Annotated in this window: 21 protein-coding genes and 1 pseudogene; 17 read left to right on the top strand and 5 right to left on the bottom strand. The window is 64.3% G+C overall.

The window, feature by feature from the left end; all coding sequences use genetic code 11:
• Nucleotides 1-99 precede the first annotated feature (99 nt).
• Together BOO69_RS05635 and BOO69_RS05630 are read right to left on the bottom strand one after the other, a co-directional pair.
• Nucleotides 100-324 (bottom strand): DUF2842 domain-containing protein, encoded by a 225-nt coding sequence (locus BOO69_RS05635; RefSeq protein ID WP_071971086.1) that lies wholly within the window; start codon nucleotides 322-324, stop codon nucleotides 100-102.
• A 9-nt stretch (nucleotides 325-333) separates the two neighbouring features.
• Nucleotides 334-1,626, bottom strand: a complete 1,293-nt coding sequence (locus BOO69_RS05630) for an adenylosuccinate synthase (RefSeq protein ID WP_071971084.1) — start codon at nucleotides 1,624-1,626, stop codon at nucleotides 334-336.
• A gap of 169 nt (nucleotides 1,627-1,795) precedes the next feature.
• Here BOO69_RS05630 and BOO69_RS05625 point away from each other — a divergent pair, with 169 nt between their 5' ends.
• Complete coding sequence (locus BOO69_RS05625; RefSeq protein WP_071971082.1) at nucleotides 1,796-2,191, top strand: DUF6524 family protein; 396 nt, start codon at nucleotides 1,796-1,798, stop codon at nucleotides 2,189-2,191.
• A gap of 27 nt (nucleotides 2,192-2,218) precedes the next feature.
• On the opposite strand, the gene BOO69_RS05620 is transcribed toward BOO69_RS05625, so the two are convergent.
• From BOO69_RS05620 to nthA, 3 genes are all read right to left on the bottom strand, one after another.
• The gene (locus BOO69_RS05620) at nucleotides 2,219-2,542 is read right to left on the bottom strand and encodes a nitrile hydratase accessory protein (protein WP_071971080.1); all 324 of its coding nucleotides are present in this window, start codon (nucleotides 2,540-2,542) and stop codon (nucleotides 2,219-2,221) included.
• A complete protein-coding gene (nthB, locus tag BOO69_RS05615) occupies nucleotides 2,539-3,216 on the bottom strand; it encodes a nitrile hydratase subunit beta (protein ID WP_071971078.1) in 678 nt (225 codons plus the stop codon). Before nthB ends, BOO69_RS05620 begins: the two co-directional genes overlap by 4 nt.
• Before the next feature lie 67 nt (nucleotides 3,217-3,283).
• A complete protein-coding gene (gene nthA / locus BOO69_RS05610) occupies nucleotides 3,284-3,898 on the bottom strand; it encodes a nitrile hydratase subunit alpha (RefSeq protein ID WP_071973660.1) in 615 nt (204 codons plus the stop codon).
• Nucleotides 3,899-4,261: 363 nt separating this feature from the next.
• Between nthA and secG the strand changes: the two genes are divergently transcribed.
• The 16 genes and pseudogenes from secG (at nucleotide 4,262) to BOO69_RS05530 (ending at nucleotide 19,313) form a co-directional block, all read left to right on the top strand.
• Nucleotides 4,262-4,621, top strand: a complete 360-nt coding sequence (gene secG / locus BOO69_RS05605) for a preprotein translocase subunit SecG (RefSeq protein ID WP_071971077.1) — start codon at nucleotides 4,262-4,264, stop codon at nucleotides 4,619-4,621.
• Between the two features lie 174 nt (nucleotides 4,622-4,795).
• Nucleotides 4,796-6,442, top strand: a complete 1,647-nt coding sequence (locus BOO69_RS05600; RefSeq protein ID WP_071971075.1) for a CTP synthase — start codon at nucleotides 4,796-4,798, stop codon at nucleotides 6,440-6,442.
• 353 nt (nucleotides 6,443-6,795) lie between these two features.
• Complete coding sequence (locus tag BOO69_RS22825) at nucleotides 6,796-8,154, top strand: biosynthetic peptidoglycan transglycosylase (RefSeq protein WP_083545457.1); 1,359 nt, start codon at nucleotides 6,796-6,798, stop codon at nucleotides 8,152-8,154.
• A 192-nt stretch (nucleotides 8,155-8,346) separates the two neighbouring features.
• Nucleotides 8,347-9,125: pseudogene (rlmJ, locus tag BOO69_RS05590) on the top strand (23S rRNA (adenine(2030)-N(6))-methyltransferase RlmJ).
• Between the two features lie 9 nt (nucleotides 9,126-9,134).
• On the top strand, nucleotides 9,135-9,428 hold the full coding sequence (locus tag BOO69_RS05585; RefSeq protein WP_071971071.1) for a DUF1330 domain-containing protein: 294 nt from the start codon (nucleotides 9,135-9,137) through the stop codon (nucleotides 9,426-9,428).
• A 21-nt stretch (nucleotides 9,429-9,449) separates the two neighbouring features.
• On the top strand, nucleotides 9,450-10,100 hold the full coding sequence (locus BOO69_RS05580) for a hypothetical protein (RefSeq protein ID WP_083545456.1): 651 nt from the start codon (nucleotides 9,450-9,452) through the stop codon (nucleotides 10,098-10,100).
• Between the two features lie 10 nt (nucleotides 10,101-10,110).
• Nucleotides 10,111-10,548, top strand: a complete 438-nt coding sequence (locus BOO69_RS05575) for a tellurite resistance TerB family protein (protein WP_071971069.1) — start codon at nucleotides 10,111-10,113, stop codon at nucleotides 10,546-10,548.
• Between the two features lie 36 nt (nucleotides 10,549-10,584).
• Complete coding sequence (locus BOO69_RS05570) at nucleotides 10,585-11,022, top strand: tellurite resistance TerB family protein (protein WP_071971067.1); 438 nt, start codon at nucleotides 10,585-10,587, stop codon at nucleotides 11,020-11,022.
• A gap of 155 nt (nucleotides 11,023-11,177) precedes the next feature.
• A complete protein-coding gene (locus tag BOO69_RS05565) occupies nucleotides 11,178-11,954 on the top strand; it encodes an ABC transporter ATP-binding protein (protein ID WP_071971065.1) in 777 nt (258 codons plus the stop codon).
• Nucleotides 11,955-11,988: 34 nt separating this feature from the next.
• Nucleotides 11,989-12,723, top strand: a complete 735-nt coding sequence (locus BOO69_RS05560; protein WP_071971063.1) for a transporter substrate-binding domain-containing protein — start codon at nucleotides 11,989-11,991, stop codon at nucleotides 12,721-12,723.
• Nucleotides 12,724-12,830: 107 nt separating this feature from the next.
• Nucleotides 12,831-13,712 (top strand): ABC transporter permease, encoded by an 882-nt coding sequence (locus BOO69_RS05555; RefSeq protein WP_071971061.1) that lies wholly within the window; start codon nucleotides 12,831-12,833, stop codon nucleotides 13,710-13,712.
• Nucleotides 13,709-14,515 (top strand): ABC transporter permease, encoded by an 807-nt coding sequence (locus BOO69_RS05550; RefSeq protein ID WP_071971059.1) that lies wholly within the window; start codon nucleotides 13,709-13,711, stop codon nucleotides 14,513-14,515. The genes BOO69_RS05555 and BOO69_RS05550 overlap by 4 nt, the downstream gene beginning before the upstream one ends.
• A 92-nt stretch (nucleotides 14,516-14,607) precedes the next feature.
• Complete coding sequence (locus BOO69_RS05545) at nucleotides 14,608-15,942, top strand: glutamine synthetase family protein (RefSeq protein ID WP_071971057.1); 1,335 nt, start codon at nucleotides 14,608-14,610, stop codon at nucleotides 15,940-15,942.
• An 8-nt stretch (nucleotides 15,943-15,950) separates the two neighbouring features.
• Nucleotides 15,951-16,628 (top strand): type 1 glutamine amidotransferase, encoded by a 678-nt coding sequence (locus tag BOO69_RS05540; RefSeq protein WP_071971055.1) that lies wholly within the window; start codon nucleotides 15,951-15,953, stop codon nucleotides 16,626-16,628.
• Nucleotides 16,628-17,986, top strand: a complete 1,359-nt coding sequence (locus tag BOO69_RS05535; RefSeq protein ID WP_071971053.1) for a glutamine synthetase family protein — start codon at nucleotides 16,628-16,630, stop codon at nucleotides 17,984-17,986. The genes BOO69_RS05540 and BOO69_RS05535 overlap by 1 nt, the downstream gene beginning before the upstream one ends.
• A 22-nt stretch (nucleotides 17,987-18,008) precedes the next feature.
• Entirely contained in the window at nucleotides 18,009-19,313 is a 1,305-nt protein-coding gene (locus BOO69_RS05530; protein ID WP_071971052.1) for an NAD(P)/FAD-dependent oxidoreductase, read from the top strand.
• The last annotated feature ends 55 nt before the right edge of the window (nucleotides 19,314-19,368 follow it).

Below are 19,368 nucleotides of genomic sequence, written 5' to 3'. Positions count from 1 at the left end.
CCGATACCACCTCATGAAAAGGGCCGCCCACCAGGGCGGCCCTTTTCATATGCGCGGCAGGCCTGTGCAGGTGGTCCGGCCCTTGCCGAGAGGGTGGCCTCAGTCGTCCCGCGTCTCGGGGTCGGCCTGCCCGATCCCCTTGAACACGAACTTGAAAGGGATCGCCCAGAGAATGCCAAGCCCGACGTAGATCGCCAGTTCCACGAGGATCGACGGGCGATCGAACATCGCCACCACGTTCAGCGCCACCACGATGTACAGCGGCAGCCCGATCAGCAGGATGACGAGCGCCCAGCGGCGCCGGGCCTTGTAACTCAGGGCCATGGAACCTCCTCAGTCCGCGAAGGGGTCGGTCACCAGGATGGTGTCTTCACGCTCCGGCGAGGTGGAGAGTAGCGCCACCGGACACTGGATCAACTCCTCCACCCGGCGCACGTACTTGATCGCTTCCGCCGGCAGATCGGCCCAGCTGCGTGCGCCTTCGGTCGACTGGGACCAGCCCGGCATCTCCTCGAAGATCGGGGTGCAGCGCGCCTGCTGATCCGCGGCGGTCGGCAGATGCTCCAACGTCTCGCCGTCAAGCTCGTAGCCGACGCAGATCTTCAGCGTCTCGAAGCCGTCGAGCACGTCGAGCTTGGTCAGCGCGATGCCGTTCACGCCGGATGTGGCACAGGTCTGGCGCACCAGAACCGCGTCGAACCAGCCGCAACGGCGCTTTCGTCCCGTAACGGTGCCGAACTCGTGCCCCCTCTCGCCCAGCCGCTGGCCGTCCGCGTCGTGCAGTTCCGCCGGGAACGGCCCTTCGCCGACCCGCGTGGTGTACGCCTTCACGATGCCAAGGACAAAGTCGATGGAGCCGGGCCCGATGCCTGTCCCCGTCGCCGCCTGCCCGGCGATCACGTTCGACGAGGTCACGAAGGGGTAGGTGCCGAAGTCGATGTCCAGAAGCGCACCCTGCGCGCCCTCGAACAGGATACGCTTGCCGGCCTTGCGCTGCTCGTTCAGGACTTTCCAGACGGGTGCCGCGTATTCCAGCACCGCCGGTGCGATCTCCTTGAGCGCGGCGAGCAGCGCGTCGCGGTCCACCGGGTCCAGCCCCAGCCCGCGGCGCAGCGCGTCGTGGTGCACCAGCGCGCGGTCGACGCGCAGTTCCAGCGTCGCCTCGTCGGCCAGGTCCGCCACACGCACCGCGCGGCGCCCCACCTTGTCCTCGTAGGCCGGGCCGATGCCGCGCCCGGTGGTGCCGATCTTGGCCACCGAATTCTGCGCCTCGCGCGCGCGGTCCAGCTCGCCGTGAATCGGCAGGATCAGCGGCGTGTTCTCCGCGATCATGAGCGTCTCTGGGCTGATGGTGACACCCTGTCCCCGCAGCCCCTCAATCTCCTTGACCAGATGCCACGGATCCAGCACCACGCCATTGCCGATCACGCTCAGCTTTCCGCCCCGCACGATGCCCGAGGGCAGCAGGCTCAGCTTGAAGACCTCGCCGTCGATCACCAGCGTGTGGCCCGCGTTATGCCCGCCCTGGAACCGCGCGATCACGTCGGCGCGCTCGGACAGCCAGTCGACAATCTTGCCTTTCCCCTCGTCTCCCCACTGGGCACCGACAACAACGACATTGGCCATGATGAATTTCCCCTTTTGGCAACCGGCCTCGCTATAACGTCGAAGCCGGCCGGGTGAAACTGAAAAACGCCGAAACCCGCGGGACATGCGCGGCGGCCCGTCGGAAACATGGACTTTGTCCGGGCCGAGGCGTTATGCACGGCGCCACACGGCAAAGAGGGGTCTCAAGATGGGTTTCATGACGCGCTGGCTCTGCGCCTTCCTGCTTCTGGCGGCGACCTTCAATCCGACGGAGTACAACTACACCAACTGGGTGATGGACTACGGCGGCGCCAACCTGTCGATCGCGGTCCTGCTGGGGCTGCTCCTGCTGATCGGCTACATCATCTACCTGCGCGCCACGCTCCGCTCCATCGGGGCTTTCGGCATGTTGCTGGTGCTGGCGGTGGTCGGTGCGGCGCTTTGGGTGCTGTATGACCTGCAGGTGCTGCGGCTCGACAATTCGAGTTTCAACGTCTGGCTGGCGCTGGGGGCGCTGAGCCTCGTGCTCGGCATCGGGCTGAGCTGGAGCCACGTGCGCCGCGCGCTCTCGGGTCAGGCCGACATCGACGACGTCGACGAATGACGGGACGGCGGGCGGGGCGACCCGGCGTCAGCCGGGAGCGTCGTCCAGCCGGACCGGCGCCCCGTGCGGCGTGCGCAGGTAGGCCGCTTCCCAGGCGTCCCGCAGCGCGCCGACATCGCCCGTGTCCGCCATCCCCCGCTCGGCCAGCAGCGCCTCCAGCGTTTCCAGCCAGGCCGCAAAGTAATCCTCCCCTCCGTTCAGGTCACGGTCCATCCCGTGCCGCTGAAGGGTCGCGCCGAACCGGTCGGCCCAGTCCGGCCAGCTGAATTGCCCGGCCTCGTTCAGATGGACCGTCAGCGCAAAGACCTGCGCATGCCAGGGCGCCTCGAAGACCGGTTCGGGCCGCGTCATGGCGCGGGGCGCAGGTAGCTCTGCCACAGGTCCAGCACGACCTCGTCGCCCGGATGTTCGGGATGCGCCCAGAGTTCCGAGGCCGGGAACGCCACCGCGTAAAGCGGCTCGGGCGCCTCGCCCTTCCCGTGGGCATTGCTGTCGGGCAGCACATGGGTGCCATGCAGCCGCAGGATGCGCCCCCGCGCACCCGCCGCATAGGCGGGCAGCCGGGTATGCCCTCCCCGCACCTGCGGATTCTCGGCGGGCGCGCGCGTCATCACGGCATCGCCCACCGCAAAAACGGGCGCAGGCCCGCCGGGCCGGTCCACCGCCCCCCCGCGCGCCAGCACGGCCGCCACCTCTGCGGGTTTCAGCGCCTTTTCGGCCAGGGGACTGCGTTGCGGCTCGGTCTCGCCCGACAATTCGCCCCGCGTCACCACCCCCTGCTCCACCAGCAGGTTCGCCAGCGCGGCCATCCATTTCTCGTAGTACGAAAAGCGCATGTAGGTTTGCGGCGCCAGCCGTTCGCGCGCGTGGCGCGACATGTCGAGGTTCCATTGCCCCAGCACCCCGGCCGCCAGTGTCACCGCCATCGCCCGCGGGTGCCAGTCGGCGTGAAACAGCACGCCTTCCTCTTCGGGCACGACCGGCCCGTCCCCGTAGCGTCCGCCCATGTCATGCACGCGGGTCACGGCAGCGCCCCCGAAAGGACCGGGTCAGCGCCCGTACGGTCGGTTCCGGTGCGATCCATGCGTGGTCTCATGGCGTCCTCGCGAGGCCCGTGCCGATCATGCTGTCCCGGGTCACGAGTTTCATCAGCGCCTCCTCGTCCATGCCGTCGGTCCCCTCCGGCCTGCGCGGTATTACGAGATAGCGCATCTCGGCGGTCGAATCCCACACCCGCACCGCGGTTTCGGCGGGCAGCTCCACCCCGAAATCCGCCAGCACCCTGCGCGGTTCGCGCACCGCGCGGGCCCGGTAGGCGTCGGACTTGTACCAGCCGGGCGGGATGCCCAGCAGCGGCCAGGGGTAGCAACTGCACAGGGTGCAGACGACCATGTTGTGCTGCGCCGGCGTGTTCTCCACCGCCATCATGTGCTCGCCCTGCCGGCCGAAGAACCCCAGTTCGGCCACGACAGCGGTTGCGTCCTCTAACAGTGCTGCGCGAAACCCCGCGTCCGACCACGCCCGCGCCACCACGAGCGCCCCGTTTTGCGGGCCGATGCGGTTCTCGTAGGTGTCTATGATCTCGTCCAGCGCGGCGGGGTCTATCAATCCCTTCCGCGTCAGCAAGGTCTCCAGCGCCTTGACCCGCAGCGCCGGTTCCGGCGGCAGGAGCGCATGGGGATCGTCGGAGGAATGGTCGTGCGGCATGGGCCGACAGTGCCCCAGTCCCCCGCGCTTGTCCATATCCGCGACATGCCGAGATCGCGGGGCGCCGGTAAGCGGCAAATCGGCCAACCCCTTCTGATCGCCCGTCACTTTGCAGGCGAAATCCACCGCGAATTGTGGTATCTTGGTTGCAAGAAGCGAGTCTGATACACCTCAATTCCAGGATAGCCCTCTTAACCTCAGGCGTGGTCGAGAACCGCTTCGAGAAAGGCCGCCCACCCCGTTGGGCGGTCTTTGTCTTGGCCGTCGGCGGAGGGCCACCGGGCCACGCGGCAGGGCCAATCCTCCCTTGCCCCGCGGAAAAAAGACGCCTAGATACCCCCAAACGGAAACGAAAGCGGTGTCATGGAAAACGTCCTTCTGATCATTCACCTTCTGCTGGCCCTCGGCCTGATCGCGGTCGTCCTGCTCCAGAGATCCGAAGGTGGCGGTCTTGGCATGGGCGGCGGCGGCGGTGCCGTCTCGGGCCGCGCGGCGGCGACGGCGCTGGGCAAGCTGACGTGGCTGCTGGGCGCGGCGTTTCTCGTCACCTCCATCTCGCTGACCATCATCGTGGCGCAGAAATCCTCGGGCGCTTCCGTCATCGACCGTCTGGGCGTGGCGCCTGCCAGCCAGTCCGACACGGACGGCACCGCACCGGCCGGTGACAGCCTGCTGCCACCCACCGCGGGCGACGACGCACCGCTCGTCCCGGCGGCAGATTGATCTGAAAACACAACACCTTGAGGCGGGGACGTTTTTCGCAACATGATGTTGCGGATGCCCTTGCCTAGAACAACCGAATCCTGTAAGGCTTAAGTCCCGTGGTGCTGCGGTTTTCCGCAGCGCGTCAGGCTTGTTTTGCCACAGAAATGCGACAACACGGGGGCTTTCCAGAACATGGCGCGTTACATCTTCATCACCGGCGGTGTGGTCTCCTCGCTGGGCAAGGGACTGGCCTCGGCGGCGCTGGGGGCCCTGCTGCAGGCGCGCGGCTTCTCCGTGCGGCTGCGCAAGCTCGATCCCTACCTGAACGTCGACCCCGGCACCATGTCGCCCTTCGAACACGGCGAGGTCTTCGTGACCGACGACGGGGCGGAAACCGACCTCGATCTCGGCCATTACGAACGGTTCACCGGCGTGCCAGCCCGCATGACCGACTCCGTCTCGTCGGGGCGCATCTATTCCAACGTGCTGGAAAAGGAACGCCGCGGCGACTACCTCGGGAAGACCATCCAGGTGGTTCCCCATGTCACCAATGAAATCAAGGACTTCCTACACATCGGGGATGACGAGGTCGATTTCATGCTCTGCGAGATCGGCGGCACCGTGGGCGACATCGAAGGCCTGCCCTTCTTCGAGGCGATCCGCCAGTTCAGCCACGACAAGCCGCGCGGCCAGTGCATCTTCATGCACCTGACCCTGCTGCCCTATCTCGCCGCCTCGGGCGAACTCAAGACCAAGCCGACCCAGCACTCCGTCAAGGAACTGCAAAGCATCGGGATCGCCCCGGACATCCTCGTCTGCCGCTCCGAGCAGCCGATCCCGGAAAAGGAACGCGAGAAGATCGCGCTGTTCTGCAACGTTCGCAAGGAGGCCGTGGTCGCCGCCTACGATCTGAAATCCATCTACGAGGCGCCGCTCGCCTACCACGCCCAAGGGCTGGACCAGGCGGTGCTCGACGCCTTCGACATCTCGCCGGCCCCCCGGCCCGACCTTGCCATGTGGCACGACGTCTACGACCGCATCCACAACCCCGAAGGTGAGGTCAAGGTCGCGATCGTGGGCAAGTACACCCAGCTCGAGGACGCCTACAAATCCATCGCCGAGGCGCTGACCCACGGCGGCATGGCCAACCGCGTGAAGGTGCGCGTGGAATGGGTCGATTCCGAGATCTTCGACAAGGCGCAGGACGTGGCGCCCCACCTCGAAGGCTTCCACGCCATCCTCGTGCCCGGCGGCTTCGGCGAACGCGGCACCGAGGGCAAGATCAAGGCGGCGCAATACGCGCGCGAGCACAAGGTGCCCTACCTCGGGATATGCCTCGGCATGCAGATGGCGGTGATCGAGGCCGCGCGCAACCTCGCCGGGCTCAAGACCGCGGGGTCCGAGGAATTCGACCACGAGGCCGGCAGGAAACGGTTCGAACCGGTCGTCTACCACCTCAAGGAATGGGTGCAGGGCAACCACAAGGTCGAGCGCAAGGTCGGCGACGACAAGGGCGGGACCATGCGGCTCGGCGCCTACGACGCGGTGCTGACCCCCGGCTCCCGCGTGGCCGAAGCCTATGGCGCCACCGAGATCGACGAACGCCACCGGCACCGCTACGAGGTCGATATCGCCTACAAGGAAAAGCTCGAGGACACCGGCCTCGTCTTCTCCGGCATGTCCCCGGACGGCCGCCTGCCCGAGATCATCGAGTGGCCCGACCACCCGTGGTTCATCGGCGTCCAGTTCCACCCCGAGCTGAAATCGAAACCCTTTGCCCCGCACCCGCTGTTCAAGGATTTCGTCCGGGCGGCGAAGGAAGTCTCGCGGTTGGTTTGACGAGGAGTTGGTGGAGGGCGGACGTTCCCGGCATTAGGCATCAACGCCTATGTGGGACCTTTCTGCCGTTTGCTTCATGCGCTTAGTCGACGCATAGCCGACAGCGGGCATAGTCAAAAGGAACGGAAAGCGGAGGTTCGCTGCGTCTGTTGCCTCAGTTCGAGGAAAGCGAGCATTCAAATGACATAGAGACGTCATTCATGCTGCGCCGGCTATCAAAGGCATATGCAAATATAGCGGGATTTGCTAAGTCTCACGCAACAGCGTTTCGATGAATGGTGCTGAATTGTCTTTTGTTCTGTCTATGCGTAGCTTGGACGTGGAAGAAACTATAGCGGTCGGGCGCAAATTCATTGGAAAACAAGCTTGATCTGGACGAACGGTTCTATGCGGGGCACAGGTTCGACGACGGCATAGGCTTAGCCGAGTTCGAGCTAGCCGCGAAAAGACTTGACGCCGAAGAGAAAGCATTTCTGTGGGCGACCAATACTACTTCATTGCTCGCCCCAGTCATCTGGTTCTTTGGATACCAGTTGCACGTAGACTGGACTGCGAACGACGTTCAGCCCGATGTGCTGCCTTTGATTACAACCGCATTTATCATATTCTCAACATTTTTCTCCGTAATGTCGATAAATCACGTTGCAAGCTCGCGACGGAATAGAGTTTTTGCTGAGAGAAAGATTGTTCTTCTGCGACGCTCTATGGGAGTTCGATATGGAGAAAACTCTCTGGTGCTGCCGTCTTGGAGGCTGGAAGGCGCAGACAATCCATTTGGATTGAAACTTTTTTCTGGTTACTTTTCATATTCCTCCTTTCCAGTCTTTCTATTGCTTAGCTTTTCGGCTCTATCTATCATACTGCTCTTTGATAATATTCCACTCGGTGAATTTTCTCCTAATGAATTTGAGCTGATTGATCCTTCCCAAACTGCCGTGGTCGCAGGCGCTGTCTGGTTTTTAATCGGAACCTTTATTTTTCGATTAAGCCTAAGGGAGCAAAACGAAAACTTGTTTCTTTGGGGCGCTCGAGTGACTTCGTTTTTGGCAAGAATTCCACTGGTAAGCAACGTCGAGTACAATTTGTACCGGAGCAAACTTGAGATTTCCGAAGCAGCAAGAATCGGTGCCCGGACTGATATTATTATTCCGTTCGCACTGTCGATTGAAGATCAGGCTTTCTATAGTCACCGTGGCATAAATTGGCGGGGGGTCGCTCGAGCCAGTTGGCAGTTCGCTCGCCGACGCCGGATATCCGGCGGTTCTTCAATAACTCAGCAGTGCGCTCGTACAAATTTCCTTGCTAAACTTTCGCCTGCGTGGCGAAGAAAAATTGTTGAGTTCGCTTTGGCTAGATGGCTCGAAAGCGTATTGAGTAAAGAAGAGATCATTCGGATTTATTTGACCACCGCTAGGTTTGATCCGGGCATATACGGATTCCATAGAGCTCACCGTCACTTCTTCCCTGAGGAGCCGGAAATTGATCGAGCCGTTTCGTTCATTCTAGTCGAACGCTTAGGAAATATTCGCTCGCTCTTTCTAGCTGAACGTATCCGGCAACTTTTAGAGCGGTTAGTGTCGGAAGGCCTTATGAGCGTCGACGACGTTAAGAGGGTCGGGCTACTCTATGAGCAGCTGATTAACGCACAGAAGATCATTAATAATACTACCATAACTCCTTCGGACATCGTGGCGTGCTTCGCAAAGGCCTAAATAGGCCAATTCCTTAGGCCGCTCATTCGCCGAGCCATTTGGACGCCGCAATTCCGAACTCAACTAGTGTCGACGCCATCAATTTTGACTCCAAGCCCTTCTTTGCCGCGTTCAGCGCGAAAGACCTAACCGGCCCGCTCTAACCCTTAACCCACCCTTCCCCTCTCCCATCCCATCCCTTAGAACCACCCCATGCTCTCCTACCAGCACATCTATCACGCGGGGAACCTTGCGGACGTTCACAAGCACGGGCTGCTGGCCTGGATGCTCGATTACCTGACCGCCAAGGACAAGCCGCTGACCTACATGGAAACCCACGGCGGGCGGGCGCTTTATGATCTGGCCGATGCCGCGGCGCGCAAGACCGGCGAGGCGGCGCAGGGCATCGACCGCGCCCGTGGCTGGTTCCCGGCGGATCACCCCTACCTCCGCGTGCTGGATGCCGTGCGGGCTGATCATGGGCCAAGCGCGTATCCCGGCTCGCCGCTGATCGCCGCGCGGCTGCTGCGCCCCGACGACCGGATCCACTTGGCGGAACTGCACCCCGCCGAACACGCCGCGCTGGACCTCGCCATGTCGCCCTACCCGGCGAAGTGCCACCTGCGCGACGGGATCGAAACGGCCTTCGCCCTCGTCCCGCCGACCCCGCGAAGGGGCCTGATGCTGATCGACCCCAGCTACGAGATCAAGTCGGACTACGAGACCCTGCCGCGCACCATCCAAAGGCTGGCACGCGCCTGGAACGTCGGCATCATCGCCCTGTGGTATCCCATCCTGACGACGCAGGCGCACCAGCCCATGCTCGCCGCGCTGGCGGGGGCGCATCCGCAGGCCCTGCGTCACGAGGTCCGCTTCCCCCCGCGCGGCCCGGACACGGCATGGTCGGATCGGGCCTTTTCATCCTCAACCCGCCCTACGGGCTGGAGGGCGAAGCGAAACGCCTTGCCTCTCATTTCGCCAACCTCGGATAGGAGACCCCGATGCCAAAGGGATACTGGATCGCCCGGATGGACGTCAAAGACGCCGAAACCTACGACCGTTACCGGGCGGCGAATGCCGCGCCCTTCGCCGAATACGGGGCGCGGTTCCTCGTGCGGGGCGGCGCGCAGGACCTGCGCGAAGGCGACTGGCGCGCACGCACCGTGGTGCTGGAGTTTCCCAGCCTCGCCGCAGCCATCGCCTGCTACGAGAGCGATGCCTACCAAAGCGCCAAGGACATACGCCTGCCCGTCTCCGAAGGCGATCTCGTGATCGTCGAAGGATACGACGGCTGAAATTCGTGCTAATCTGCGCGCATGATGCTGTTGCGCGCACTCCTTCTGTCCCTGACGCCCACGGGCCTGCTGGCCTGCGGCGCGCCGGTCTGCCTCGTCGATCCCGACAGCCTCGCGCTGACGCGGGTCATCACGTTCGACGATATCCGGTCCGGCGGGGGCCCCGGCCTGCGCATGGATGATGTCCTGATACTGGACGGCGCGGGATTCGGCGAACGGTTCGCCGGTCAGGGTCTCGCGGCGGCTGACACCCACGATCAGGTGATCGGGGCGGCGCTGGGGCCGCTGATCCTGCTGCCGGGGGCCCCGGGGCAGAACCTGTCCGTCGTGCATTTCTATGGCAACTCGGTTCTGAACGGCTACGGCCCGGCCGGCTATCCGCGCCGCGAGGGACAGGGCGAGGGCGCGATCGCGTGGCTATTCGACAACGACCAGAGCGCGCTGTCCTTCGAGTTGCGCGGCGGCGAGGAGGGTGCCGCGCTGGCGCAGTTCCTGCGCCGGGACGGTTCGGTGATCGGGGCCGTGCCTGTCGAACCCTTGGGCGAAATGACGCTCGGCTTCGCCCGCGCGGGCGACATCCGCGACATCGCCGGCGTGGTCTTGACGAATACCGATCCGCAGGGCATCGCGATCGACACTTTACGCTTTGGCAATCCACCGGACCTGAGTTAGGTAGACCGTCATGTTCGAACGCCTCTTTCCCCGCCGCAAACCGGCCCCCAAACCCCTGCCCCAGCCCAACGCCCAACTTGCGCTTGGGGCGCTTCTGGTGCGCGTGGCCCTGGCGGACCGCAACTACAACGCCGCCGAGGTGGGCCAGATCGACCGGATCCTGGCACGGACCTTCGGGCTGAAACCGCTGGAGGCCGCCAAGCTGCGTGCCACCTGCGAGGCGCTCGAGCGGGATGCGCCCGGAACGCCGGAGTTCGTCGAACTCCTGCGCGAGGAAGTCGACTATGCCGACCGCAAGGCACTGGGAGAAGCGATGTGGTCCGTCGCGCTGGCCGACGGCGCGCGGGACGAGAAGGAGGAAATCCAGCTTCTCGCCATCGAAACCGCGCTGGGGCTGACCGATCAGGACATGCAGATCGCCCGCGAGGATGCCTTGCGCAATCTCTGAGTTGGCAAGCCCCGCACCGGGCTCTATATCCTGCGCATGTTCGCAGATTTCATCAAACGGCTGACCCAGCCCGATCCCGCCCCCCTTGCCGACACGGATGCCCGTCTTGCGCTGACGGCGCTTCTCGTGCGCGTGGCCCGGTCCGACAACGACTACGACGCGGACGAGGTGCTACGGATCGAGCAGATCTGCCGCGACCGCTACGGTCTGACCGAGAACGAGGCGACCGCCCTGCGGGCCGATGCCGAAGAACTCGAATCGCAGGCGCCGGATACCGTCCGCTTCACCCGCGCGATCAAGGACGCGGTGCCTTACGAGAATCGCGTCGCCGTGATCGAGGCGCTTTGGAAGGTTGTCCTCGCCGACGGCACCCGCGCCGACGAGGAAGACGCGCTGCTGCGACTGGTGACCAACCTGCTGGGGGTCGAGGACAAGGACAGCGCCATGGCGCGCCAGCGGGTCGAGGGCGATTGACGGGTCGATCCGGCCCGCGACACGGCCGACCGCCCTGCCCGTGGGCACTTGACCCTTGGTCAGCCCGTTTCATGGGCGCCCTTCCCAAACGCGGCGTTGCAATCCGGGGGAAATTATTCCCTTATGTCACATCGAAACGACAAGAAGTGACACACGTGGCCCCCGAGACCCCGGTTATCCAGATCAAGAACCTGCACAAGGCCTATGGGGCGCTGGAGGTGCTCAAGGGCGTCAGCCTGAGCGCGCCGAAGGGCAACGTGATCTCTCTCATCGGATCGTCCGGGTCAGGCAAATCCACGCTGCTGCGATGCTGCAACCTGCTCGAAGACAGCCAGCAGGGCGAGGTGCTGTTCAAGGGGGAACCGGTGACCTGGAAGGGCAGCGGCCATGCGCGCCGCCCCAGCGATCCCAAACAGGTGCTGCGCATTCGCACGAATCTCAGCATGGTGTTCCAGCAGTTCAACCTGTGGTCTCACATGACCATCCTCCAGAACGTGATGGAGGCGCCGCTCACCGTGCTTGGACGCGACCGGGCGGAGGTCGAGAAATCGGCCCGCGGCTATCTGGAAAAGGTCGGCATCGGCGACAAGTGCGATGTCTACCCCGCCCAGCTTTCCGGTGGCCAGCAGCAGCGCGCGGCCATCGCACGCGGCCTGTGCATGGAACCCGAGGCGCTGCTCTTCGACGAACCGACGAGCGCACTCGACCCGGAGCTGGAGCAGGAAGTGGTCAAGGTCATCAAGGATCTGGCGAACGAAGGGCGGACCATGCTCATCGTCACCCACGACATGAAGCTCGCCGCCGACGTGTCGGACCACGTGATCTTCCTGCATCAGGGCCTGATCGAGGAAGAAGGCGCGCCGGACGCCCTGTTCGGCGCCCCCAAATCAGAACGCCTGCGCGGGTTCCTTTCGGCAACCCACGCAACGTAAACCGCAACGAAAAACACAACGGGAGTATCCAGTTATGAAAAAGATCATCCTTTCCGCCACGGCGCTGGCCATGATGGCCGGATCGGCATTCGCCGACGCGCATTCCAGCACCGTCCGCATGGGCACCGAGGGCGCCTACCCTCCCTACAACTTCCTCAATGACGCGGGCGAAGTGGACGGGTTCGAGCGTGAAGTGGGCGATGAGCTCTGCGCGCGTGCCGAGCTGACCTGCGAATGGGTCACCAACGAGTGGGACAGCATCATCCCCAACCTGACCTCCGGCAACTACGACACCATCATCGCCGGCATGTCGATCACCGATGAACGGGACGAGGTCATCGACTTCACCCAGAACTACTTCCCGCCCGCCGCTTCCGCCTATGTCGCGAAATCCGCCGACGCGGACCTGACCGGCGGCGTCGTCGCGGCACAGACCAGCACCATCCAGGCGGCGCATGTCGCCGAATCCGGCGCAACCCTGCTGGAATTCGCAACCTACGACGAAACCGTCGCCGCCGTGATGTCGGGCGAAGCCGATGCGGTCTTCGCCGACAAGGACGCCCTGGCCCCCACGGTCGAGGAATCCGGCGGCGAACTGAGCTTTGTCGGCGATGATGTGCCGCTCGGTGGCGGCATCGGCGTTGGCGTCCGCGAAAGCGATACCGAGCTGAAGGAAAAGCTCGACGCGGCGATCCAGTCCATGAAGGATGACGGCAGCCTGAACGAACTCATCATCAAGTGGTTCGGCGAAGACGCCAAGACATTCTGATCCCAAAAGGGAACGGGGCGGGCCGGCGGTCCGCCCCTTCTGCACGATGATACCTGACCTTCCCCTTTTCCGCCTCGCGGCCACGGGCGCCAGCACCGGACCGCGCCATGTTTGAAGCCTGCGCCGATCCGTCGACGCTGGAGGGGTTCGGCTGGCTGTGGTGCTACCTGACGACGGGCAAGCATCTCGCCTTCTACACCGCCTTCGGGACCGTGCTGCTGCTGCTGGCGATCACCGCGCCGACCGCGCTGGCCTTCGGCTTTGGCGGGGCCATGGCAGCCAGGGCGCGTTTCGCGCCGCTGCGCTGGTTCGGCAAGGGATACATCGCCATCGTCCGCGGCGTGCCCGACATCGCCTTTTTCCTTTTCTTCGTCATCGCGCTGGACCAGGCAATCGAATACCTGCGCCACCTGTGGAAATGCCCCGACTGGGACCAGCCGATCCGGCAGGGCAGCGACTTTCTGGTCTGCCAGGCCGCAAAGATGCCGCTCGGCAATTCCCCGCAGTGGGTGCACGAAACCTACGGTTTCGCACTTGCGGTGCTGACCTTTGCCATCGTTTTCGGTGCCTTCGCGGCCAACGTGTTGTTCGGCGCGATGCGTGCCGTGCCCCGCGCGCAGCTCGAGACCGCCGAAAGCTACGGCATGTCGCCGCGCCAGACCTTCTGGCGCATTCTCGTGCCGCAGATGTGGGTTTACGCCCTGCCCGGCCTGTCGAACCTGTGGATGGTGCTCATCAAGTCGACCCCCCTGCTCTTCCTGCTCGGGGTCGAGGACATCGTCTACTGGGCGCGGGAGCTCGGGGCGGCCAAGACCCCGCGCTTCACCGATTATCCGCATGGCGACTGGCGGGTGTGGTACTTCCTCGCGCTGCTGGTCTTCTACCTTGTCTTCACGCGGGTGTCGGAAATCGTGCTGGGCCGCCTGATGAACAGGTTGACGCGGGGCCAGGCCACCATGGGCGGCGAAGCGCAAAGGAAAGCGGCATGAGCTGCCTGCAGACCATCCAGGATTACGGGCTGAGATCGCTCGGCATCGGCGAACGCCTCCTGCCACGCGACAACTTCACCCTGTGCGACCAGTTCACGCTGATCGGCTCGGGGATGCTGTGGAACATCTATTTCGGCACCCTCGCGCTGCTCAGCGGTTTCTTTCTGGCCACCGCTCTGGGCGTGGGCAAGGCCAGCCCGAACCCGCTCCTGCGCAAACCGTCGGAGTGGTTCATCTTCATCTTCCGCGGCTCGCCGCTCTTCATCCAGTTCTTCTTCGGCTATTTCCTGTTCCTCACGCTCAAGCAGCAGGCGGCGATCTTCGATCCCTTTTCCGCCGCGTGGCTCGGGGCACTGGTCGTGCTGTTCTGCAACACGGCCGCCTACACGGGCGAGATCTTCTACGGGGCGCTGCAATCGGTTCCCAAGGGCGACATAGAAGCGGCCGACGCCTATGGCCTGTCGGGCTGGAAACGATTTCGCCGGGTGATCTGGCCCACCATGCTGCGCCTTGCGTGGCCCGCCTACACGAACGAGGCCATTTTCCTGTTCCACGCCACCACGCTGGTGTTCTTCAGCGGTTTTCCGGCGGTCCAGCAGAAAGGCGACGCGCTGTATTACGCCAGCTATTTCGCGGACAAGACCTTCAACCCCTTCATTCCGTACCCGATCCTCGCGGGCTATTTCATCCTGCTGACACTGGTCATCATCGGGCTCTTCGGCCTCGTCAACGCCCGGCTCAACCGGCACCTGCCCCGGGACGGCCGCCAAAAAATACGCTTGCGCCCCAATCTGATCCGGTAGTATCAAACTTTTGATCAAATTATCCGGCGTATGGGCGGCACTGGCCGCGTGGCACCACCGCAAGGCCCGGCCCACCGCCCGACAGGTGAGAAATGAAGAACTGGCTCCGCAAGAACCCGCATGTCCGCACCATCCGTGTGGCGGCGGCCGACCTCAACGGGCAAGCGCGCGGCAAGCGTATTCCGACCCGCTTTGCCGAAAAGGTAACGACAGAGGGCACCCGGTTCCCCTTCTCTGTCCTGAATCTCGACATCTGGGGCGAGGACATCGACGACAGCCCGCTGGTCTTTGACAGCGGCGACCGCGACGGGGTGCTGCGGCCGACCGAACGGGGCTTCCTCCCGATGCCATGGCTCGAAACGCCCTCGGCCCTGCTCCCCATCTGGATGTTCCACGAGGATGGCCGCCCCTACGATGGCGATCCGCGACACGCGCTGCGCGCCGTGCTGGACCGATTCAAGGCCCGCGGCCTGACGCCGGTCTGCGCGGTGGAACTGGAATTCTTCCTGATCGACGATTCGGGCCGCAACCTGCAAGTGCCCGTCAGCCCGCGCTCCGGCAAGCGGCGCAAGGCGGCGGAAACGCTGTCGATCCGGGCACTGGACCAGTTCGACAACTTCTTCACCGATCTCTACGACGCCTGCGAGGAAATGGACATTCCCGCCGATACCGCCATTTCCGAGGCGGGTCTGGGCCAGTTCGAGATCAACATGATGCATTCCGACGACGCCCTGCGCGCCGCCGACGATGCCTGGCTGTTCAAGATGCTGGTCAAGGGACTGGCGCGGCGTCACGGCTTTGCCGCCTCCTTCATGGCCAAACCGTACGAGGATTATCCCGGATCGGGGCTGCACACGCATTTTTCGGTGCTGGACCAGAACGGCAGGAACGTCTTCGACAACGGCGGGCCCGAGGGCACCGACCTGATGAAGAACGCCGTCGCAGGCTGCCTTGCGGCGATGCCGGGCTCCGCGCTGGTCTTTGCGCCGCATCTCAACAGCTACGACCGGCTTGTTCCCGGAAACCATGCGCCCACCGGCGTGAGCTGGGCCTACGAGAACCGGACATCGTCGATTCGGATCCCCTCGGGCAGCAGCGCCGCGCGGCGGATCGAACACCGGGTGTCGGGCGGCGACGTGAACCCCTACCTGATGCTGGCCGCCGTTCTCGGGGCCGCGATCACCGGGATCGAGGATGCGGCGACCCCGCCCGCCCCCGTCACCGGAAACGCCTACGAGGCCAACCTGCCGCAAATTCCCGCCACCTGGGAAGCCGCGATCGACGCCTTCGAGACCGACCCCCTGGTTGCCCGCATCTTCGCGCCCGAGCTGATCCGCAACCTCGTGCTGACAAAGCGGCAGGAAGTGCATTACATGCAGGAACTGACCCCGGAGGAGCGGGTCATCATCTACCTCGACACGGTATAGGAGAAGTCATGAAGATCGGCATTCTCATCACCGGCCACCCGCCCGAAGAACTTTCGTCCGGCGGGCGCTACGACGCCTATTTCGCCCGCCTGCTGGGCGACCGCGATTTCACCTACCAGGCCTGGTCCGTCGTCGACGGCGAAATGCCCGACAGCATCCACGACGCCGAGGGCTGGCTCATCACGGGCTCGCGGCACGGCGCCTACGAGCCGCATCCGTGGATCCCCCCGCTCGAACAGTTCATTCGCGATTGCTATGCCGCGCATGTGCCGATGATCGGCGTCTGCTTCGGCCACCAGATCATCGCGCAGGCAATGGGCGGAAAGGTCGAAAAGTTCAAGGGCGGCTGGTCCGTCGGGCGGGTGGTCTACCCGATCGAGGGACAGAACTATGCGATCAATGCCTGGCACCAGGACCAGGTCGTGGAAAAGCCCGACACCGCAAAGGTCATCGGTGCGACCGAATTCTGTGCCAACGCGGCCCTGCTCTACGACGACCGGATCTGGACGATCCAGCCCCACCCCGAATACGAATCCGACTTCATCGACGGGCTGATCCGTCACAGGGGCCGGGGCGTTGTCCCCGACGCCCAGCTCGATGCCGCGACCACCCTTCTGGACCAGCCGCTCGACAACCACGCCATCGCCGAAAAGATGGCCGAATTCTTCAAGAAAGAGAGGGCCTGATGGCCGACTGGATGACCGAGCTGCCCCCGGCAGCACAACTCTACCTCGAAGGCAAACGCCTTGACGAGATCGAGTGCATCATATCCGACCTCCCCGGCATCGCGCGCGGCAAGGCGGTGCCCGCCTCCAAGTTCGAGCGTCAGGAATACTTCCACCTGCCCGACAGCATCTTTTTCCAGACCATCACCGGCGACTGGGGCGAGGCCGCGGGCGACGACGGGTTCATCGAAAAGGACATGATCCTGCGCCCGGACATGAATACCGCCACGGCGGCACCCTGGACGGCGGACTGGACCCTGCAGGTGATCCACGACGCCTACGACCGCGACAACAACCCCGTGCCCTACTCGCCGCGCAACGTGCTCAAGCGGGTCGTCGGCCTCTATCGCGAACAGGGCTGGGAACCGGTCGTGGCGCCGGAAATGGAATTTTTCCTGGTGGCGCGCAATCTCGACCCCGCGCACGAGATCAAGCCGATGATGGGACGCTCCGGCCGGCCCGCCGCCGCGCGGCAGGCCTACTCGATGACCGCGGTGGACGAATTCGGCCCGGTGATCGACGACATCTACGACTTCGCCGAGGCGCAGGGCTTCGAGATCGACGGCATCACGCAGGAAGGCGGGGCGGGCCAGCTCGAGATCAACCTGATACACGGAGACCCGGTCAAGCTGGCGGACGAGGTGTTCTACTTCAAGCGCCTGATCCGCGAGGCCGCGCTGCGCCACGACTGCTACGCCACGTTCATGGCCAAGCCGATCGCGGACGAACCCGGCAGTGCCATGCACATCCACCATTCGATCCTCGACCTCGAAACCGGCAAGAACCTGTTCGCCGGGCCGCAAGGCGGAGAGACCGACGCCTTTTCGCATTTCATCGCCGGGCTTCAGAACCACATGCCGGACGCGCTCGCGGTGATCGCGCCCTACGTCAACAGCTACCGCCGGTACGTCAAGGACCACGCGGCGCCGATCAACCTCGAATGGGGCCGCGACAACCGCACGACCGGCATCCGCGTGCCGCTGTCCAAGCCCGAATCCCGCCGGGTGGAAAACCGGCTCGCCGGGATGGACTGCAACCCGTATCTCGGCATTGCCGCCAGCCTCGCCTGCGGCTACCTCGGCCTGATGGAGGGCAAGAAGCCCAAGCCCGAGTTCAAGGGCGATGCTTATGACGGCGACGGGGACATTCCGCAGGTTCTGGGCAACGCGCTCGACCTCTTTGAGGAAGCGACGAAGCTGCACGAGGTGCTCGGCCCGGAATTCGCCCGTGTCTACGCCATCGTGAAACGCGCCGAATACGACGAATTTCTGCAGGTGATTTCCCCTTGGGAGCGTGAACACCTCTTGATGAACGTCTGAACCGCCCCCGCCGGAGACCGATGTGAACCTGCTCTACGCCAACGACCGCCGCGGCGAGTATCCCCAAAGCTGGTACGCCGCCACCGCGACCCCGCACGAGCGTTTCCCCGCGCTCAAGGGCGACCACAAGGCCGATGTCTGCGTGATCGGCGGGGGCTACACCGGTCTGTCGGCCGCGCTGCACCTCGCCAAGGGCGGGCGCAAGGTGATCCTGATCGACGCCCAGCGCGTGGGTTTCGGCGCCTCGGGCCGCAACGGGGGCCAGCTTGGCAGCGGACAAAGGGTCGAACAGGATTCGCTGGAACGCATGGTGGGGCAGGACCACGCCGCCCGCCTCTGGCAGATGGGCGAGGACGCCAAGGCACTGGTCAAGTCGCTGATCGCGGAACACGGGATCGACTGCCACCTGAAGCCCGGCGTGGCCTGGACCGCCTCGGACAAGGGCGACCTGAACCACCTGCACGCCTACGCCGCGCATCTCGAGAAACGCTATGGCTACGACCAGATCGAAGTGCTGGATCACGCGGCGCTTCAGGGCGTCTGCCCCTCCCCCGATTACGTGGGCGGCATCCTCGACATGGGCGCCGCGCACCTGCACCCGCTGAACTTCGCGCTTGGCCTCGCGCGGGCCGCCGCGGCTGCCGGGGTACGGATCTTTGAAACCTCTCCGGCCCATCACGTCGAAGACGGAACCCCCTGCACGGTGCGCACCGACGCTGGCCGGATCGAGGCCGAACACGTGATCCTCGCCTGCAACGGGTATCTGGGCGGTCTGAACCGCAAGGTCGCGGCGCGGGTCATGCCGATCAACAACTTCGTCGCGGCAACCGAACCGCTGGGCGACCGCACAAGGGACGTGCTGCCCCGCGACGTGGCGGTGGCCGACAGCCGTTTCGTCGTCAACTACTTCCGCCTGTCGCACGATGGCCGGCTGCTCTTTGGCGGTGGCGAAAGCTACGGCTACAAGTTTCCCGCCGACATCGCCGCCAAGGTCCGCGAACCGATGTCGAAGATCTTTCCGCAGTTGCGTGACGTGCGCATCGACTACGCATGGGGCGGCACGCTGGGCATCACGATGAAACGCCTGCCGTTCGTCGCGCGCGTCGGGCGGAATACGCTTTCCGCGTCCGGCTATTCGGGTCACGGACTGGGCACCGCCACGCACGCCGGGGCGCTGATGGCCAAGGCGGTGATGGGCGACAGCGACGGCTTCGACACCATGGCGGCCATTCCCAACACCCCGTTCCCCGGCGGCCCCGCGATGCGCACCCCCCTGCTTGTCCTGGCGATGAGCTGGTACAGCCTGCGGGACCGCCTCGGCATCTGACCGGACGTCACCAAACCTTCACGATCCAGATCCTGAAAACGCTTTTTGCGCGCGC

It is taken from the genome of Sulfitobacter alexandrii (assembly GCF_001886735.1).
In the GTDB taxonomy this organism is placed as follows: domain Bacteria; phylum Pseudomonadota; class Alphaproteobacteria; order Rhodobacterales; family Rhodobacteraceae; genus Sulfitobacter; species Sulfitobacter alexandrii.
Note: the sequence above shows the minus strand (reverse complement) of the source record. Positions and strands in the feature narration are given on the sequence as shown.

Bases quoted from the DNA above. Each gene is read 5' to 3' on its own strand.
- BOO69_RS05600 (WP_071971075.1), top strand. From the start codon at position 4,796: ATGGCGCGTTACATCTTCATCACCGGCGGTGTGGTCTCCTCGCTGGGC.
- BOO69_RS05585 (WP_071971071.1), top strand. From the start codon at position 9,135: ATGCCAAAGGGATACTGGATCGCCCGGATGGACGTCAAAGACGCCGAA.
- BOO69_RS05560 (WP_071971063.1), top strand. From the start codon at position 11,989: ATGAAAAAGATCATCCTTTCCGCCACGGCGCTGGCCATGATGGCCGGA.
- BOO69_RS05580 (WP_083545456.1), top strand. From the start codon at position 9,450: ATGATGCTGTTGCGCGCACTCCTTCTGTCCCTGACGCCCACGGGCCTG.
- BOO69_RS05575 (WP_071971069.1), top strand. From the start codon at position 10,111: ATGTTCGAACGCCTCTTTCCCCGCCGCAAACCGGCCCCCAAACCCCTG.
- BOO69_RS05550 (WP_071971059.1), top strand. From the start codon at position 13,709: ATGAGCTGCCTGCAGACCATCCAGGATTACGGGCTGAGATCGCTCGGC.
- BOO69_RS05570 (WP_071971067.1), top strand. From the start codon at position 10,585: ATGTTCGCAGATTTCATCAAACGGCTGACCCAGCCCGATCCCGCCCCC.
- BOO69_RS05535 (WP_071971053.1), top strand. From the start codon at position 16,628: ATGGCCGACTGGATGACCGAGCTGCCCCCGGCAGCACAACTCTACCTC.
- BOO69_RS05630 (WP_071971084.1), bottom strand. From the start codon at position 1,626: ATGGCCAATGTCGTTGTTGTCGGTGCCCAGTGGGGAGACGAGGGGAAA.
- nthA (WP_071973660.1), bottom strand. From the start codon at position 3,898: ATGCCGCACGACCATTCCTCCGACGATCCCCATGCGCTCCTGCCGCCG.
- secG (WP_071971077.1), top strand. From the start codon at position 4,262: ATGGAAAACGTCCTTCTGATCATTCACCTTCTGCTGGCCCTCGGCCTG.
- BOO69_RS05620 (WP_071971080.1), bottom strand. From the start codon at position 2,542: ATGACGCGGCCCGAACCGGTCTTCGAGGCGCCCTGGCATGCGCAGGTC.
- BOO69_RS05555 (WP_071971061.1), top strand. From the start codon at position 12,831: ATGTTTGAAGCCTGCGCCGATCCGTCGACGCTGGAGGGGTTCGGCTGG.
- BOO69_RS05545 (WP_071971057.1), top strand. From the start codon at position 14,608: ATGAAGAACTGGCTCCGCAAGAACCCGCATGTCCGCACCATCCGTGTG.
- BOO69_RS05540 (WP_071971055.1), top strand. From the start codon at position 15,951: ATGAAGATCGGCATTCTCATCACCGGCCACCCGCCCGAAGAACTTTCG.
- BOO69_RS05625 (WP_071971082.1), top strand. From the start codon at position 1,796: ATGGGTTTCATGACGCGCTGGCTCTGCGCCTTCCTGCTTCTGGCGGCG.
- BOO69_RS05635 (WP_071971086.1), bottom strand. From the start codon at position 324: ATGGCCCTGAGTTACAAGGCCCGGCGCCGCTGGGCGCTCGTCATCCTG.